The sequence below is a fragment of the Xanthomonas sp. CFBP 8445 genome (assembly GCF_025666235.1).
Taxonomy (GTDB): Bacteria; Pseudomonadota; Gammaproteobacteria; order Xanthomonadales; family Xanthomonadaceae; genus Xanthomonas_A; species Xanthomonas_A indica.
Genome location: NZ_CP102594.1, coordinates 3,911,354 through 3,927,744 on the forward strand (window position 1 = coordinate 3,911,354; position 16,391 = coordinate 3,927,744).

Consider the following 16,391-nt stretch of genomic DNA (forward strand, 5'->3'; position numbering starts at 1 on the left):
AGCGCCGCCTGGCAACGATCGCCTGACTCAGGCCGCGCGCGGCCAGGCGTTCTCCTGCACCAGCCGCAGGCGTGGCGGCAGTTCGCGCAGCACCTCGCCGCGGTGCGAGAGCAGGCGCAGCGTGCCGTCGGCGTCCTCGGCGAGCGCGGTGAGGCTTTCCACCCAGTCGCCGTCGTTGGCGTAGACCAGGCCGTCGCGCGCGAACAGCCCGGCGCGGTGCACGTGGCCACAGATCACCCCATCCAGGCCGCGACGGCGCGCGTCGTCCAGGCCGGCGGCGACGAAACGCTCGATGTAGCGCTCGGCGGCGCTGCTCTGCCGCTTCAGATAGTCGGCCAGCGACCAGTAGCGCATGCCCAGGCGGCGGCGCACGCGGTTGGTCAGCTGGTTGCCGGTGAGAATGCGGTAGTACAGCCAGTCGCCGAACTTCTCCTGCAGGCCGCCGAACTGGGTCACGCTGTCGTAGTCGTCGCCGTGCACCACCAGCAGGCGGCGTCCATCGGCGGTCGTGTGCACCGCGCGCCGTCGCACCTGCATCGCCGGCAGCGCCAGTCCGCAGAAGCGGCGGATCGGCCGGTCGTGGTTGCCGGGCACGTAGATCAGTTCGGTGCCGCCGCGGGCCAGCGCGTGCAGCGCATCGATCACGCGCTGGTGCGCCGCACTCCAGACCGCGCGGCGCTGCGCCATCCACCAGAAGTCGACGATGTCGCCGACCAGGTACAGCTGTTCGCAGCGCAGGCCGCCGAGGAAGTCGGCCAGTTCACGCGCATGGCAATGCGGCGCCCCCAGGTGCACATCGGAAACGAACACCGCGCGGCGCGGCGCCAGGCTGTTGAGAGGACTCATGCCACCACCTCTGCTTCGTTGCGGGGACGTTCGAGGTAGCGCGCGCGCTTCTTGCTGCGGATGCGCTGCAGGTCCAGCTCGATCAGGCCGTCGACGGCGTCGTTGAACGCGGGATCCACGCCGAAGGCGAGGAAGCGCGCACCGCCGGGTTCGCACAGATCGGTGTACTGCTTGTAGAGCATCGGCACCGCCGCGCCCAGCGCGTCGAGGTTGCCCTTGAGCACCTTGAAGGCGGTGTCGGCATCCAGTTCGTCGAACGCCGGCGGCGCTTCCGGATACGGGAACGGCCGCGCCGAGGCGGCTTCGCCGCTGGCGTCGCCGTAGTAGCGCGCGTAGTAGGCCACGATCTGCTCGCGCGCTTCGTACGGCAGCGCGGCGCTGATCGACACCGCGCCGAACAGGTAGCGCACCTGCGGATGGTCTTGTAGATACGCGCCGATGCCCTGCCACAGATAGTCGATGCTGCGGCTGCCCCAGTAGTCCGGCACCACGAAGCTGCGGCCCAGCTCCATGCCCGCGGCGATGCGCGGCAGCATGCCCTCGCCGTAGCGGAACAGTTCGGCGGTGTAGAAGCCGGCCAGGCCGCGCTCGGCCAGCACCGGTGCGCCGCGGGCGACGCGATAGGCGCCGACCACGCGCGTAGCGGCGCCGTCCCACAGCACGATGTGCTCGTACCAGGTGTCGTAGTCGTCCAGGTCCAGGCGCCGGCCAGTGCCCTCGCCGACCGCGCGGAAGGTCAATTCGCGCAGCCGACCGATCTCGCGCAGCAGCGCCGAGCCGGCGCGCAGCCGGCCGACGCGGATCTGCTTGCCGTCCAGGGTGTGGCCGAGGCTGCGCAGGCCGGCCACTTCCACCGCCAACTGCGCCGGATCCTCGGCAGCGACCAGCGCCTCCTCGCTCGGCGCGGCCTGCCCGCCGCTGCGGCCCAGTGCATACAGCTCGCTGCGCAGGCGCCGCATCAGGTCGGCTTCGGGCAGGTCCTGCGGCAGGGCGCGGGCGCGGCCCAGGCTGAGCGCGATGCGGCGCTCGCGGCGGGCGAACATCTCGCGCGCCAGCAGCGCGGTGCCGGCGGGCTTGAACAGCGCCGAGGCGCCATAGAACAGCGCCGAGTTGCGCGCATGGATACGCACGGGCAGCACCGGCGCGGCGGTACGCAGGGCGAAGCGCAGGAAGCCGCGACGCCAGCGCCCGTCGGCGACGCCGCCCCAGCCCAGCCGCGAGACCTCGCCGGCCGGGAATACGATCACACATTGCTCCTGCGCCAGCGCCTGCTCGATCGCCCGCACGCTGGCCGGCGACGGCGCGCCGCCGAGGATGCGCACCGGCAGCAGCAGGTCGCGCAGCCCCTCCAGTGCCCACAGGAAATCGTTGGCGACGATCTTCACGTCGCGCCGTACCTGGCCCACGCAGTCCAGCAGCGCCAGCGCATCCAGCGCGCCGGAGGGGTGGTTGGCGACGATCAGCAGGCGGCCACGTGCCGGGATGCAGTCGGCCGCGGTCGGTGCGACCACGTCGCGGGCCTGCAGGAAGTCCAGTCCGGCCTGGACCAGGGCGAACCCGCGCAGGTCGCGGTTGGCCTCCAGGAACGCGTCCAGCGCATCCAGTCCCGACCATTTCTGCAGGCTGCGCAGCAACGGCCGGACCAGCCGCGAACGGCGTCCAGCAAACCAGTGCGGGTAGCGGTCCTGGAGACGGCGTTCGAGTGCGAGCACGGCAAGCCCCCTTGCTGACTGCGCACAGCTTCGGCCGCGGCGGCGACACCGATCTTGCAATCTGGCTACGGCAAGGTGACGGGCGCACCGGGGCGCGCCAACCGGTTAACCTTGGGCAACGTCCGCCCCGGGCATCATGCACGCCGCCCGATGCCCGTGTATCATGCGCCTCCATCTTTTCATCCGAATACAAGGATATAGCCGCGATGTCCAGCTATCTCTTCACCTCCGAGTCGGTCTCCGAAGGCCACCCGGACAAGATCGCCGATCAGATCTCCGATGCGGTGCTCGACGCGATCCTGACCCAGGACAAGCGCGCGCGCGTGGCCTGCGAAACGCTGGTGAAGACCGGCGTGGCGATCGTCGCCGGCGAGATCACCACCAGCGCCTGGATCGACCTGGAAGCGCTGACCCGCAAGGTGATCCTGGACATCGGCTACAACAGCTCCGACGTCGGCTTCGACGGCGAGACCTGCGGCGTGCTCAACCTGATCGGCAAGCAGTCGCCGGACATCAACCAGGGCGTGGACCGCAAGAAGCCGGAAGAACAGGGCGCCGGCGACCAGGGCCTGATGTTCGGCTACGCCACCCGCGAGACCGACAGCTTCATGCCGGCCGCCATCCACCTGTCGCACCGCCTGGTCGAACAGCAGGCCAAGGTGCGCAAGAAGAAGAACTCGCCGCTGGCGTGGCTGCGCCCGGACGCCAAGAGCCAGGTCACCCTGCGCTACGAAGACGGCGTGGCGACCGCCATCGACGCGGTGGTGCTGTCCACCCAGCACGATCCGGACATCAAGCAGAAGCACCTGGTCGAAGCCGTGCGCGAGGAGATCCTCAAGCCGGTGCTGCCGGCCAAGTGGCTGCACAAGGGCACCAAGTTCCACATCAACCCGACCGGCAAGTTCGTGATCGGCGGGCCGGTGGGCGACTGCGGCCTGACCGGGCGCAAGATCATCGTCGACACCTACGGCGGCTGGGCGCGCCACGGCGGCGGCGCGTTCTCCGGCAAGGATCCGTCCAAGGTCGACCGCTCGGCCGCCTACGCCGCGCGCTACGTCGCCAAGAACGTGGTGGCCGCCGGCCTGGCCGACCGTTGCGAAGTGCAGGTCTCCTACGCCATCGGCGTGGCCGAGCCGACCTCGATCTCGGTCACCACCTTCGGCACCGGCAAGATCGCCGACGACAAGATCGAGAAGCTGATCCGCAAGCACTTCGACCTGCGCCCGTTCGGCATCATCCAGATGCTCGACCTGATCCACCCGATGTACCAGCAGACCGCCTCGTACGGCCATTTCGGCCGCACCCCGAAGGCCTTCACCTACACCGACGGCACCGGCGCCCAGCACCAGGCCACCGCGTTCTCGTGGGAGAAGACCGACCGCGCCGAGGCGCTGCGCGCGGACGCCAAGCTGAAGTAAGCCGACCTGTCGCGCTTGCAACAAGGAACGGGCCGCATTGCGGCCCGTTCTGCGTTTGGGGAATGGGGTTTGGTTCTTGCTTGGGCTGACGGCGGCCGCGTCGATCGCTTGCCTGTCGCAGCAGTAGTTCTGCGTAGGAGCGGCTTCAGCCGCGACGGGCATTTCATACGAACTCCTGTCGCAGCTGAAGCCGCTCCTACAGGAACAGCGGCCATCGCTGTCGTCCGCAAGCAAAGGACACGGCATCGCAATGCCGGGCAACACGTCAATACGTTGTCCGTCGTCGGAGCGGCTTCAGCCGCGACGGGCTTTCCCGGGAACCCCTGTCGCGGCTGAAGCCGCTCCTACGCGGTGCAGACGAGCATCGAGCCGGCTCAGCCGCGCCGCTGCAGCGCCGCCTGCAACAACGACTGGAACTGCGGCAGCGGGCACAACCCGGTCGCGGCGTCGCTGCACCCCGGAATCTGCAGGGTCTGCAGCAGCGGCGGATGGCGCAGGCTCAACGGGGTCAGCGCGCGCAACTGGTCCAGCGACTGCGCCTGGTAGCGCACGCGCACGTAGCGCTGACCATCGCGCGGATCGCGCACCTGCTCCACCACCAGGGCGCCGCCCGGGGGCGCGTCGTCGCGGCCGAAGCCGGGCAACTGGAAGTGCAGGTCAAGCAGGCCGCTGAGTGCGGCGATGTGGGTGTCGCTGGCGACCAGCACGCTCAGCCGTGGCGCGTCGGCCGTGGTCAGCGTGTCCAGCAGGCGGTGCGCCAGCGGCGCACCCGCGCGCGCGGCCATGTACTGCGGCCGTGCGTAGATCTCGAACAGCAAGGCATGCAGGCGCGACACCGCGGCGATGCGCGCCGGGGTCGCGCGACCCCAGCCGACCTGGTCCAGCGGCATGCCTTCGGCGTACTGCAGGATGAACACCTCGGCCGTGCCCGAGGTGAGGTCCAGCGGCCCGTGCAAGGCCAGGCTGCGCCCGTTCGCGCCCGGGGTCAGCGACGAGGGCATGTGCACGAAGTCGCAGCGCTGCGCGCAACCGAGGATCTGCTGCATGGTGCGCAGTTCGCGCGCATACGGCGCCAGCACCGCACCCGGGCCGCCGGTCTGGCGCTGGATCGAGGCCACCGCCGCGGCGGCATCGAAGTCCACCGCGCCGGCTTCCACCGGGCGGAACAGCGGATCGTCACTGCCCTCGGCCTGGTGGCCTGCCTGCAGATGGCAGCCCGGCGCCAGCGTGTCGGCGAGCACCTGCGCGCTGACGATGGTGCGCTGGTCGGTGTTGGCGTAGATGCTGACCGTGCCGTCGGCCGGGCAGCCCTGCGCCGGCAGCACGCCATCGCGCAGCAGCCATTGCCGGGTGTAGTCGCCGCTGCGCGCCACCGCGGTGCGGCCGTGCGCGGTGAGCAGGCTCGGCGGGGTGTCCCACACCGGCCAGGGTTGCGGCGCCAGCGCGGCGGCCGCGGCCTCGCCCGGCAACGGCGCGCGCACGCCGTGACGGAACAGCATCCACACCTTTTCCACCTGCAGCGCGGGTGCGGCCTTGGGCGCCGGCCGCGCCTGCGCGCCCAGCGTCGCCACCAGCAGTACCCCCCACACCATCCAACGCAAGCTTGTCTTCATCGTCGTCCCCGAAATGGAAAGAGCCTCACGGCGCCGCAGCGCCGCACGCGGCCGTGACCCGGTCGCAACGCAGGCCCGTGGCGATGCCGAGCCAGTAGCCCAGCCGCTGCGGATCCGGCGCACCGGCGTAGTAATCGGTGCTGATCCATTGCGCTCCGGCATCCACTGCCGCCTGCGCGCGGCGGCGGTCGTGCGCGCGCGCCTCGCGGCCGTCGGCATCGGCGCGGGTACGCACCACGAAGCCCTGCGCGACCAGCGCGCGGATCCGCGGCGCCTCGGCCAGCGGATCCTCGATCGACAGCACCGCCGCCTCCGGCTGGTCCGGCGCATACCAGCCGAACATCATGCGGCCGCGCAGCGATGGATGATCCTGTCGATACAGCGCTTCGTGCCGCGGATTGCCGTCGAGCACGAACAGCAGGCGGCCGCGCGCCTGCGCCACGCGCGGCCAGGCATGCGCCAGCACCGCGTCGCGCAGGCTCGGCGCATCGCCGCGCACGTCGTCGGGCACGATCAGGTGCGCGCGCCCGATCACCTCGGCGATGTCGCGGTCCAGCGCGTCCAGGTCGCTGGCGTCGAAGGAGGAACGGTGCGGCCACAGGCGCGGCACCGGATCGAAATCCACCGCATTGACCAGCACCACCAGCGGCGCATGGCGCGGGTGCGCGCGCGACCAGGCGGCGAGGATCGCCAGGCAGTCGCGGAAGCGCAGGCAATGGCTGGCGTAGTCCAGGCCCGGCTGATGCAGGACCTTGGCTCCGGGCGCCCGCATGCGTTCGCGGGTGCTGGCGGCTGCGCGCGCATACGGCGCGGCATACAGGCCGCCATGCGGATCGGCGGCCACGTCGAGTTCGAGTTGCCGCAACCCCAGCGCGAGCTGGGCCTGCAGCGAAGGATGGCCATAGGCCAGTGAAGGCCATTCGGCCGCGTCGTGCGCCTGCAGGCGCCGCCGCACCTGCGCGGTCGGCACCGGTCGATAGCTGTTGTGCGAACCGAGCAGTTGCACCTGGTCCAGGCGCAGGCAGTCGACCGGCCGCGTGGTCGGCACGTCCGTCGCACGGGCGGACGCCGACAGGCCCGCCAGCATCAGGCAGGCGAGCAGGACCGCGAGGCCAACAACGCCCCATCCGCCGCGCGGCACCGGGCCGCGCGGCGGGTGGTGACGTCCAGCGTGCGCCAGCGCCCGGTTCAGAACGTGTACTTCACGTTCAGCAGCGCGGTGCGGCCGGCATCGACGATGTCGGAGATCGCCGTGCTGTTGCGGCCCACGTGCGCCCAGTAGCTCAGGCGGTTGGTGAGGTTGGCCACCGACAGGTCGGCGCGCAGGTGCTCGTTGAAGGTGTAGCCCACGTGCAGGTCCACGCGCGTGATCGGCTTGACCCACAGGTCGTCCCAGGTCGCGCCGCGGTTGTAGTAGTCGTACACCGAGACGTATTCGCCGGAGTAGTGGTAGGCCAGGTTCACCGACAGGGGGCCCTTCTCGTAGAACACCTCGGCGTTGGCCATCAGGTCCGGCGCGTTCTGGATGCGCTCGTCGTGGAAGCCGTCCATGCCCAGGTCGACGCGGGTGGTCTGGCGGGTGACGTTGGCGCCGATGCCGAAGCCGTCCAGCGGCGCCGGCATGCCCTGCAGGGTCTGCCGCACCGCGGCTTCGACGCCGAGCACCTTGCCGTCGCCGCCGTTCTGCGGACGCACGTAGCGCACGTTGCCGGCGCCGGTGCTGCTGCCGGCATTGGCTGGATCCGAGCCGCTCTCGTAGATGTAGTCGGTCAGGCGCTTGTAGTAGCCGGCCAGCATCGCGTGGCCGCCATGGCCGTTGTCCCACTCGCCGGACAGGTCCACGTTGAGCGACTTGATCGGCTTCAGGTCCGGGTTGCCCTCGGTGATGACCGTGGTGCCGTCGCTGGAGACGTCGTAGTTGGCGCCGCCGCCGAGCTGCACCAGCGCCGGCCGGGTGTAGCTGGTCCACACCGAGGCGCGGTACACCGCATTGCCGTTGCCCGGGCGGTAGTTCAGGAACACGCTCGGCAGCGGCACATCGTAGCGGGTACGGTTGCTGCTGAAGAAGCCGGGCAGTTCGTTGCCGTTGGCGTCTTCGGGCATGGTCCAGAACGTGTTGCGGATGCTGGTGTGCTCGAAGCGCACGCCCGGGATCACTTCCAGGTCGCCGCTGCGGAAGGTGGCCATCGCATATGCCGAGGTCACCGCCTCGTCGCCGCGCATGGTCGCGCAGTTCTGGTTGTTGATCGCCAGGCTGCCGCAGGTGTCGAAGCTGGCCGCGGTCAGGTGCTGGGCGATCATCGCCTTCAATCCGCCGTTGCTGAGCTTGACCGTCGGCCACGCGTACTTGCCCGGGTACACCGAGTCGTACTGGCCGACCACCAGGCCGGTGTCGCGCAGCAGGGTGCCGTCGGTGAACTTGCTGTTGGTCCAGTCGCGCGAGGTGAAGTCGCGGGAGCTGTCGACGTACTTCACGCCGAACTGGATGTTGCTCAGCGCGCCCTGGTCGAAGTCGTAGCGCACGTCGAACTTGGCGCCGCCCTTGGTCTGGCCGCTGTAGGACTTGGTCAGCTGGCCGTAGCGGCGCGCATACAGGCTGCCGATGTCGCTGGCCTGGGCCTGGATCGCCGGGGTCAGCAGCGGCTTGGGGAAGCCGTCGCTGTCGTAGCCGGAGAAGGTGCTGGCGCCGCCGTACGGGAACTGGGTGGAGGCGTACTGGTCCACGCGCGCGGAAATTTCCACGTGGTCCGGGCGATCGTTGTCGCCATAGCTGTAGAACAGGTTCGGCGACAGCGTCCAGTTGCCCAGCTGCTTGTCGGCGCCGAACTGGAAGGTGGCCAGGTCCGCCACTTCCGGATTGGTCTCGTACCAGTAGCGCACCGCCACGCGGTTGATCTGCGGCTGGTACACGCCGGTGCTGCCGATCTGCACCAGGCTGACGTTGGCCGGCACCAGCTGGGTGTAGCCGGTGTTCTGCTCGGTCTTGGCGTAGGCGTAGGTAGCGCGCGCGTACAGCTGCAGGCTCGGGTCGACGTGCCAGTCGAAGGACACGTTGCCGCCATAGCGCTTGGTGTCGCCGGCGGAATAGCCGATGTTGGCACCAGTGGCCAGCAGCAGGTCCTGCGGATCGTAGCCGGGCGCCGGCTGGCCGCTGGCGGTGGTGCGCGAGAAGTACTTCTTGCCCCAGTCGCCGCGCGAGGCGGCGGCGTTGGCCACTTCGCTGTTCACGTAGTGACGCTCGTCGTAGTACGCGCTGGTGTAGATGCCGAACTGGTGGTCGGCGCCGAACTTGGCGTGGAACTCGCCGGCCGCGCCCTTGCCCAGGCCGTCGTCGCCGTAGTCGCGCGCACGGCTTTCCATGCGCCCGCTGGCGGTGACGCTGCCGCCCATCGCCTCGCTGTAGTCGAAGCCGCTGGGGGTGCGGTAGTCGATGGTGCCGCCGATCGCGTCGCCGTCCATCGCCGCGGTGGAGGTCTTGTTCAACACGATGGTCTGCAGGCCCGACGGCGGCAGCAGGCTCAGCTGCACGCTGCGGCTGTACGGCAGGCCCTGGGCGACGTTGACGCCGTTGATCAGGTTGACGTTGTACTCGGCGTTGAGGCCGCGCACCGAGGCGAACATGCCCTCGCCGCGCGCGGCGCCGTCGACGCCGCCGAAGTATGACTGCCCGGTGTTGACCACGTTGACGCCCGGCAGCAGGCCCAGCGCCTCGGCGATGTTGTGCACGGCGGTGTACTTCAGGTCCTCGGCCGACAGCACGTTGGCCGTGTTGGTCGCCGCCATCTGCATGTCCGCGGCGTTGTAGCGGGTGACGGCGACGGTGATCTTGTCCAGGGTCTTGGCGCTGGCGTCGGACGCGGGGTTCTGCGTCTCCTGCGCATCCTGCGCCTGGGCCAAGGCCATCGGCGCGACACCGAGCAATGCTGCGGCGATCGCCAGTGACAGGCGTTTGGGAAGATGGATCGAGTGCGACATGAAAAATCCGAACGTAGGCGCGGCCAACGGAAACGTCCGCAGGCCGGGCATGGAGGAGGGAGAGAGGCCGTGATCGTGTTCACGGCGGCGCGCATTGTTCGGGTTGGCGGCTGCAATTTCGTGACAACGATGTCACCCGAACCAGCGGCCCACGATTCGACACGTTTCATGCGTAATTCGGCACAACCGCCGGGACCCGCGCGCAGCGATGCGGGCTGGCGCGGCGGAAGATGCGATGCGTTGGGCGCTTCCGCGATGCATCGCGAGGCGATCGCCCGCGCTGCGTCGCGCATTCTCCCGGCGGGCGTGGCGCGGCACGGGTGCCACCGCGCGGCCCACGCCGGCGCGCGCAGCCGCCCGTCGCGGGCGGGTCAGTGCGGCGGCGCGGCGGCGTCGACCTGCAACTGCGCGTGCAGGATGCGGCGGATCTCCAGGATCGCCTGCGGGGTCTCCTGCACGCTGTGCCCTGAGGTGACCACCAGTTCGGAGGCCGCGCCGGGCAGATGCGCACTGCGGTATGGCACCAGTCCGTCGTCGGAGTCGGCCAGCGGCACCGCCGGATCGCGGCGCGCGATGATGGTGTGGTAACGCACGCCCGCCGCGATCGGCAGATCTGCGACCGCGCGCACAAACGGATCGGTGTCGCGCAGGTTGTCGATGCTGTTGGGCACGCGGATCGGCGTGCCATCGGGGCCGTCGATGCCCTGCAGCACGGTATTGAGGCGGTCGAGCAGCGCCACCGGCAGGCGCACCAGGCGCGCGGCCAGGCGCCCGAGGCGGCCTTCGGCGAAGGACGTACCGCGCTGCGGCGCGGCGATGAAGATCGCCCGGTCCACTTGCGGCAGCGGCGCGAAGCGCAGCAGCGGCTGCAACTGCGCCAGCGCCTGCGGATCCAGCGGGCGCCGGTCGGCGCGCGTGCCGATCAGGTTGTTCCACAGCGTGTCGCCGGAGTCGCTGACCAGCAATCGCCCGATCACCCCGCCCATGCTGTGGCCGATCAGCACCATGTGCTGCGAGGCCGGCGCCTGCCCCTGTGGATCGAAATGGCGCAGGGTCTGCCGCAGCAGCGCATCGATCTGCGCGCGGTTCCAGGCGATCGGCATGTTGGTCGGGTAGTAGACCTGCCAGATCTGGTAGTGACGGCGCAGTTGCTCGTCGCCCATCAGTTCGTTGGCGACGTTGACCCAGGCCTCCGGACTGCTGGCGAGGCCGTGCAGCATCAGGATGATGCGCCGGTCCGGGTCGTACGGCTGCATCAGGTACAGATGCGGCTGGTCCAGCCCGTGCTGGCGCCCGAGCATCGAACGCAGGGATTGCCGGGCGAACCCGGCACGCGCCAGCCACAGGCCGTAGGCCGCGGTGAAGTTGGCCGCCAGCGGCAGGCGCTGGCCATGCACCTCGACCTCGCCGTCGCGGTACGGGTCGTAAGGCGCCACCACCACGCTGCGGGTGTCCAGCACCTGCGCCAGGCTGTCGCCGTCGAAGCGCAGCAGCACCGTGGTCGGCGCATACGGCATCTCGCTGAAGCCGCTGGCGTGCGCAGGGGCCGCCGCGGACGCGGTCGGGTCGCCGACCTTGGACGGGGCGATCTCCGCGACCAGCTCGGCGCCGAAGCCGTCGCGCCGGTAGGTGCTGCGCAGGCCATCGAAACGCAACGTCGACGCCGGCAGCATCGCGTCCGGCCGCGCCACGCCGCCGGGCAGGCGGAAGCTGCCCATGTCCGCCCGCACCTGCCAACCGGCCGCGCGCAGGGTGTCGTCGTCGTGCAGTTCGCCGCTGGCGCTGCCGGCCCGCCAGCGCAGGAACAGCTCGCCGACCACCTGCTGCACCGCGTAGTTGTAGTAGTCGCGCACCTGGGTTTGCCGGTCCTCGAAGGCGCGCGCGCTGGCCGGCCGCTGGGTGTAGAACAGATACGCGTAGGCGTAGCGTGCCGCTTCCAGCCAGGCCTGCAGCGCCGCATCGTCCTGCGCCTGGCCCTGGCGCGGGGTGCGCGCGTTGGCCGCATGCACCCACAGCTCCGACAGCGTCGCCAGCCGCCGCTCCTGGTCCAGCCCCTGCAGTGCGCGCAGCTGCGTGGCGCAGGCGGGGATGTCCGCCTCGCAGGTCTTGGGATCGAGCGCGAGCACGCGCAGCGTCTCCAGGCTGGCGTCGCTGAGCCTGCCGGTGCTGAGCACGTCGCCGCGCTGGGTGGCGATGTAGTCGGCGGCGCTGCGCGACTGCACGCTGACCATCGCGCAGCCGGCGCCGAGCAGCAGCGCGGCAGCCAGCAGCGCGGCGCCCGCGCACCGCGCAAGACGTGCGCGCAGGCTCATGGGGTGACCGCGGGATCGTCGCCGGGAATGCCGGCGCGGATGCGCGTGGAGAAGTCGGCGCCAGCGCCGGCCGCGCGTGCGCGCTCGCCGATGCGGCCGCGCGCGCGCAGCGTGGCCAGGCTGTAGCCGGGCACGAAGCCATGCTGCGCGTAGACGTAGGACGGCAGGTAGCCGGACAGCAGCAGGCGATAGTCGAGCGGCAACGCAGGATCGAGCTTGCGCGCCAGTTCGAACACGATGGTGGTGCAGTTGCTGGTGGCGGTGTTGTAGAAGCGCGGCGTGCGCTGCAGTTGCTGCGCCTGTGCCACGTAGCCGAGGAACAGTTGGCGCAGTTGTGCGCGCGAGAGATTGAGCCGGTACAGGTACACGTCCTCGCCGCGCACGTTGCTGCGCACCGCCAGGATGTCGCGCTCGTCGGCAGCCACCATCACCTGCTCGAAATTGCGGAAGAATCCGGCCAGCGCCGAAAACGCTTCGCCGCGCTCCTTGCGGATCTCCAGCGAGAACACCACGCGGCGGCCGTCGTCGAAGCCGAACGAGACCAGGGTGTGGGCGATCGCCGGCCCCATCCAGTACGACAGCGCCAGGTCCGCCGAGGCGAGTTGCTCCAGGTCGTAGCGGCGGGTCTCCCAGCGCGGGGTGTAGTCGTGGTCGCTGCGCCAGGCGAAGTTGCGCACGTTGTGCAAGGTCACCACCTGCCCGTCCACCTGCGGCTGCAGCAACTGCGCGACATCGTCGGCCCACTCGCGGTTCTGCTGCGGCTGCAGCGCCGACCAGCCCACCACCATGCCCGCACAGCCGAACGCGAACAGCAGCGGCAGCACGCGGTACTCGCGCGGATGGCGAAGGCCCCACAGCGCCGCGCCGCCCAGCGCGGTCCACAGCAGCGCCGAGCCGTAGCGCACCACGGCGCCGGTATGCGGCAGATAGGCCAGGAACAGCGCGCCCCACAGGCTGGCGACCAGCACCGCCAGCATCGCCACGACGCGGGCCAGCCGCCACGGCCAGGCGCGTCGGCGCGCGGCGCCGGCGGCGCTCACAAGTCCGCCGCCGCCGCGGGCGTGGCCAGGGCGTGGCACAGCAGGCGGCAACCGCGTTGCGCCAGCGCCTTGCGTTCGGCCTCGTCGCTGCCGCGCTGGCAGGCGCCAAGCATGTCCATCGCCAGGGCCAGGTCCTGCTCGCCCAGGTCCGCACGACACAGGCCGGCGCCGATCGCACGCTGCAGGAACGGCAGCAGGATCGCCATCGCCCGTGTATGCGCCGCGGCGATCATCGGGTGCTCGCGCGGGAGCGACCGCCAATAGTCGGCCAGCGGCGCCGACATCGCGATGTGCTCGGCGACGTCGTACATCAGCAGGAACAGCCCGTCCGGCCGCGCACCGATCTCGCGCGCGCAGCCCTCCAGGCCGTCCAGGCCACGATCCAGCAGCGCCGCGATAAGTGCGGTGCGGTCGGCGAAGTGGCGGTACAGGGTGGCGCGGCCCAGTCCGGCCCGCTCCACCACCAATTCCAGCGGCGCCAGCACGCCGTGCTCGCAGAACACCTCGTCGGCGGCGTCCAGCAACAGGCGGCGGCGGTGGGCGGTATCGGCTCGCATCTCCATGCGCGGCATTATCGGACAATTTTGTCCGCTTGCAAGAGTGTGATGGCGGGCATCCACCGGCGGCGGCCGGCGGTGCCCTGAAGCGCCGGCCTCAGCCGGTGTTCTGCACGCCCTGGGCGACGCCGTTGACGCAGGCCACCAGCGCCCGCAGCAGGTCCTCGTCCTCGCCCTCGGTGGCACGCCAGCGCTGCAGCAGATCCACCTGCAGCACGCTGATCGGGTCGATGTAGGGATTGCGCAGGCGGATCGACAGCGCCAGGCGCGGATCGTGCTGCAGCAGCGACGCCTGCCCGGTCAGCGCCTTCACCCAGCCCTTAGTCAGCGCCAGTTCGTCGCGGATGCGCGGGAAGAAGCGCGCGTGCAGCGGCCCGGACAGGCGCGAGAACATCTCGGCGATGTTGAGGTCGCCCTTGGACAGGACCATGGCGATGTCGTCGAGGAAGGTGCGGAAGAACGGCCAGTCGGCGGCCATCGCGCGCAGCGCGTCCTCGTGGCCGGCGTCCACCGCCGCCTGCAGGCCGCTGCCCACGCCGTACCAGCCCGGGATCACCGCGCGCGCCTGGCTCCAGGCGAACACCCAGGGGATCGCACGCAGGTTGGACAGCGCCGCATCCTGGCCGAGCCGCCGCGACGGCCGCGAGCCCAGGGTCATCCGCTCGATCACGTCGATCGGCGTGGCCAGGCGGAAATAGCGCATGAACTCGGCATCGCCGACGAAGCTGCGGTACGCCTGGCTGCTGTGTTCGGCGACCAGGTCCATCACCGGCCGCCAGCCAGCCTCGCGCGCGTCGGCCGCACGTGGGCGCAGGCTCGACAGCAGCACCGCACCGGTCATCTGTTCCAGCGAACGCAACGCCAGCGCACGGATGCCGTACTTGCGATGGATCACCTCGCCCTGCTCGGTCACGCGCAGGCGCCCGTCGACGCTGCCGCGCGGCGCCGCTTCCAGCGCGCGCGTGGTCTTGCCGCCGCCACGCACGATCGAGCCGCCGCGGCCGTGGAAGAAAGTCAGGCGGATGCCCAGGTCGGCCGCCGCCTCCAGCAGTTCCACCTGCGCACGCTGCAGGCCCCAGCGCGAGGCGGCGATGCCGCCGTCCTTGCCGCTGTCCGAATAGCCGAGCATCACCATCTGCACGTCGTCGCGCGCGGCCAGGTGGCGGCGGTAGACCGGATCGGCCAGCAGGTCGCGCAGGGTCGCGGTGCCGCCACGCAGGTCGTCCACGGTCTCGAACAACGGCACGATGTCCAGCGGCACCGCACCGTCGGCATCGACCAGGCCGCCGCGGCGCGCCAGCGCCAGCACGGTCAGCACGTCGGCGCGATCGTGCGCCATCGAGATGATGTAGCTGCCCAGCGCGTCGGCGCCGTGCCGCGCGCGCGCATCGGCGAGCGCGGCGAACACCGCGTCCAGCCGCGCATTGCCGTCGTCGTCGGCCGCCGGCAGGGTCTGCTCGCCGCCGGCATAGGCACCGAGCAGGTGCGCACGCTCCTCCACCGACCGCGCATCCCAGTCCTGCGTGTCCAGCGCGGCGGCGACCGCGCGCGCATGCACGCTGGACTCCTGGCGCACGTCCAGCCGCGCCAGGTGGAACCCGAAGCTGCGCACCCGCCACAGCAGGCGCCGCACCGCGAACCAACCGGCGTGCAGGCCCTTGTTGGCCTGCAGGCTGTCCAGGATCAACTGCAGGTCGCTTTCCAGTTCGGTCGGCGCCGCATAGGCGCCGGGCGCATCGTCCAGCGTGGCCTGCAGGCGCGCACGCATCAGGTCGTTGAGCAGGCGGTACGGCATGTCGCCATGGCGCGGGCGCGAGCGCGCCGCGGCCTCCGGCAGCAGTTGCCGGTAACGCGCCAGTTGCTCCAGCAGCGGCGCGCTGACCGCGACCAGGGTGGTCGACTGGCTGAGCAGGCTGGCCAACTGCCACAGTTCCTTCAGGTAGCGCTCCAGCACTGCGCGCCGCTGCGCGTCGAGGGTGGCGGTGATGGTGGCGGCATCGACGTTGGGGTTGCCGTCCATGTCGCCGCCGACCCAGGTGCCGAAGCGCAGCAGCCGCGGCAGGGGCAGCGCCTGGCCGTAGGTCTGCTCGATGGCGTGCTCCAGGGTCTCGTACATCACCGGGATCACCCGATACAGCACCTGGGTCAGGTAGAAACCGACATGCTCGCGCTCGTCCTCCACGGTGGGCCGCACCGGCGAAGAGTCGGCGGTCTGCCACGAGGCGGTCAGCGCCATGCGGAACCGCGCCGCGTCGGTGGCGCGCTCGCCCGGGGTGCGCAGGCCGTCGAGGTTGTCGACCAGGCTGGCGACCATCAGCTGTTCCTTCTCCAGCAGCGCGCGTCGCACCGCCTCGGTCGGATGTGCGGTGAACACCGGCTCCACGTCGATGCGCGGCAGCCAGTCGCGCAGTTCCTCGATGCCGACACCCTGCGCCTTGAGCCGGCGCAAGGCGTCGAGCAGGCCGTCCGGCTGCGGCGTGTCGGCGCTGCTGCGCTGGTAGTCGCGCCGGCGGCGGATGCGGTGCACGCGCTCGGCGATGTTGACCACCTGGAAATAGGTGCTGAAGGCGCGCACCAGCGCTTCGGCGTCGCGCGGCGCGCGCCCGGCGAGTTGCTCGCTCAGCGAGGACAGCGGCGCGGCGCGCTCGCGGCGCGCGATCGCGGTGGTGCGGATGCGTTCGATCTCGTCGAGGAACTGCGCAGACACCTGTTCGGCGAGCAGGTCGCCCACCAGGGCGCCGAGCCGGCGCACGTCGTCGCGTAAGGGGAGGTCGGGCGTGGCGAAGACGATGCTGCTGCGGGACTCGTTCATCGGGAAACGCATGGCTCGGCAATGGGGGCGTCGCAAGCCTAACCGAAAAGGGAGCACGTTCCCGTCGGCCATGGCGACGGTTTCAAAGCGAACCATTTGCCTTGCA

General features: G+C 70.6%; 10 protein-coding genes. 1 reads left to right on the forward strand and 9 read right to left on the reverse strand.

The features are described from left to right. Positions 1 to 27 precede the first annotated feature (27 nt). Together NUG21_RS16875 and NUG21_RS16880 are read right to left on the reverse strand one after the other, a co-directional pair. A complete protein-coding gene (locus NUG21_RS16875) occupies positions 28 to 846 on the reverse strand; it encodes a UDP-2,3-diacylglucosamine diphosphatase (RefSeq protein WP_019797873.1) in 819 nt (272 codons plus the stop codon). Further along, on the reverse strand, positions 843 to 2,558 hold the full coding sequence (locus tag NUG21_RS16880; protein ID WP_263391466.1) for a bifunctional ornithine lipid synthase OlsF: 1,716 nt from the start codon (positions 2,556 to 2,558) through the stop codon (positions 843 to 845). Before NUG21_RS16880 ends, NUG21_RS16875 begins: the two co-directional genes overlap by 4 nt. A gap of 206 nt (positions 2,559 to 2,764) precedes the next feature. Between NUG21_RS16880 and metK the strand changes: the two genes are divergently transcribed. Further along, positions 2,765 to 3,976, forward strand: coding sequence for a methionine adenosyltransferase (metK, locus tag NUG21_RS16885; protein ID WP_010342184.1), 1,212 nt, complete (start codon positions 2,765 to 2,767; stop codon positions 3,974 to 3,976). Positions 3,977 to 4,350: 374 nt separating this feature from the next. Here the strand turns inward: metK and NUG21_RS16890 are convergent, their stop codons facing one another. The 7 genes from NUG21_RS16890 to ppc all read right to left on the reverse strand — a co-directional run bounded on the left by NUG21_RS16890 (position 4,351) and on the right by ppc (position 16,285). Beyond that, complete coding sequence (locus tag NUG21_RS16890) at positions 4,351 to 5,712, reverse strand: histidine-type phosphatase (RefSeq protein WP_263391467.1); 1,362 nt, start codon at positions 5,710 to 5,712, stop codon at positions 4,351 to 4,353. Then, positions 5,615 to 6,637, reverse strand: coding sequence for a Ca2+-dependent phosphoinositide-specific phospholipase C (locus NUG21_RS16895; RefSeq protein ID WP_263391468.1), 1,023 nt, complete (start codon positions 6,635 to 6,637; stop codon positions 5,615 to 5,617). The genes NUG21_RS16890 and NUG21_RS16895 overlap by 98 nt, the downstream gene beginning before the upstream one ends. Positions 6,638 to 6,777: 140 nt before the next feature. Beyond that, positions 6,778 to 9,564 carry a TonB-dependent receptor gene (locus NUG21_RS16900; protein ID WP_263391469.1) on the reverse strand — a complete coding sequence of 929 codons (2,787 nt, stop codon included), beginning with the start codon at positions 9,562 to 9,564 and terminating at the stop codon, positions 6,778 to 6,780. 371 nt (positions 9,565 to 9,935) lie between these two features. Further along, positions 9,936 to 11,870, reverse strand: a complete 1,935-nt coding sequence (locus tag NUG21_RS16905; protein ID WP_263393105.1) for a lipase family alpha/beta hydrolase — start codon at positions 11,868 to 11,870, stop codon at positions 9,936 to 9,938. A 2-nt stretch (positions 11,871 to 11,872) separates the two neighbouring features. Next, complete coding sequence (locus NUG21_RS16910; RefSeq protein WP_160948116.1) at positions 11,873 to 12,853, reverse strand: Lnb N-terminal periplasmic domain-containing protein; 981 nt, start codon at positions 12,851 to 12,853, stop codon at positions 11,873 to 11,875. A gap of 59 nt (positions 12,854 to 12,912) precedes the next feature. Further along, positions 12,913 to 13,488 carry a TetR/AcrR family transcriptional regulator gene (locus tag NUG21_RS16915; RefSeq protein ID WP_184502384.1) on the reverse strand — a complete coding sequence of 192 codons (576 nt, stop codon included), beginning with the start codon at positions 13,486 to 13,488 and terminating at the stop codon, positions 12,913 to 12,915. 82 nt (positions 13,489 to 13,570) lie between these two features. Then, positions 13,571 to 16,285: a phosphoenolpyruvate carboxylase gene (gene ppc, locus NUG21_RS16920; RefSeq protein WP_263391470.1), complete on the reverse strand. Its 2,715-nt coding sequence runs from the start codon at positions 16,283 to 16,285 to the stop codon at positions 13,571 to 13,573. Between the last annotated feature and the right edge of the window lie 106 nt (positions 16,286 to 16,391).

Bases quoted from the DNA above. Each gene is read 5' to 3' on its own strand.
- NUG21_RS16875 (WP_019797873.1), bottom strand. From the start codon at position 846: ATGAGTCCTCTCAACAGCCTGGCGCCGCGCCGCGCGGTGTTCGTTTCC.
- metK (WP_010342184.1), top strand. From the start codon at position 2,765: ATGTCCAGCTATCTCTTCACCTCCGAGTCGGTCTCCGAAGGCCACCCG.
- NUG21_RS16900 (WP_263391469.1), bottom strand. From the start codon at position 9,564: ATGTCGCACTCGATCCATCTTCCCAAACGCCTGTCACTGGCGATCGCC.
- NUG21_RS16910 (WP_160948116.1), bottom strand. From the start codon at position 12,853: ATGCTGGCGGTGCTGGTCGCCAGCCTGTGGGGCGCGCTGTTCCTGGCC.
- NUG21_RS16915 (WP_184502384.1), bottom strand. From the start codon at position 13,488: ATGCCGCGCATGGAGATGCGAGCCGATACCGCCCACCGCCGCCGCCTG.
- ppc (WP_263391470.1), bottom strand. From the start codon at position 16,285: ATGAACGAGTCCCGCAGCAGCATCGTCTTCGCCACGCCCGACCTCCCC.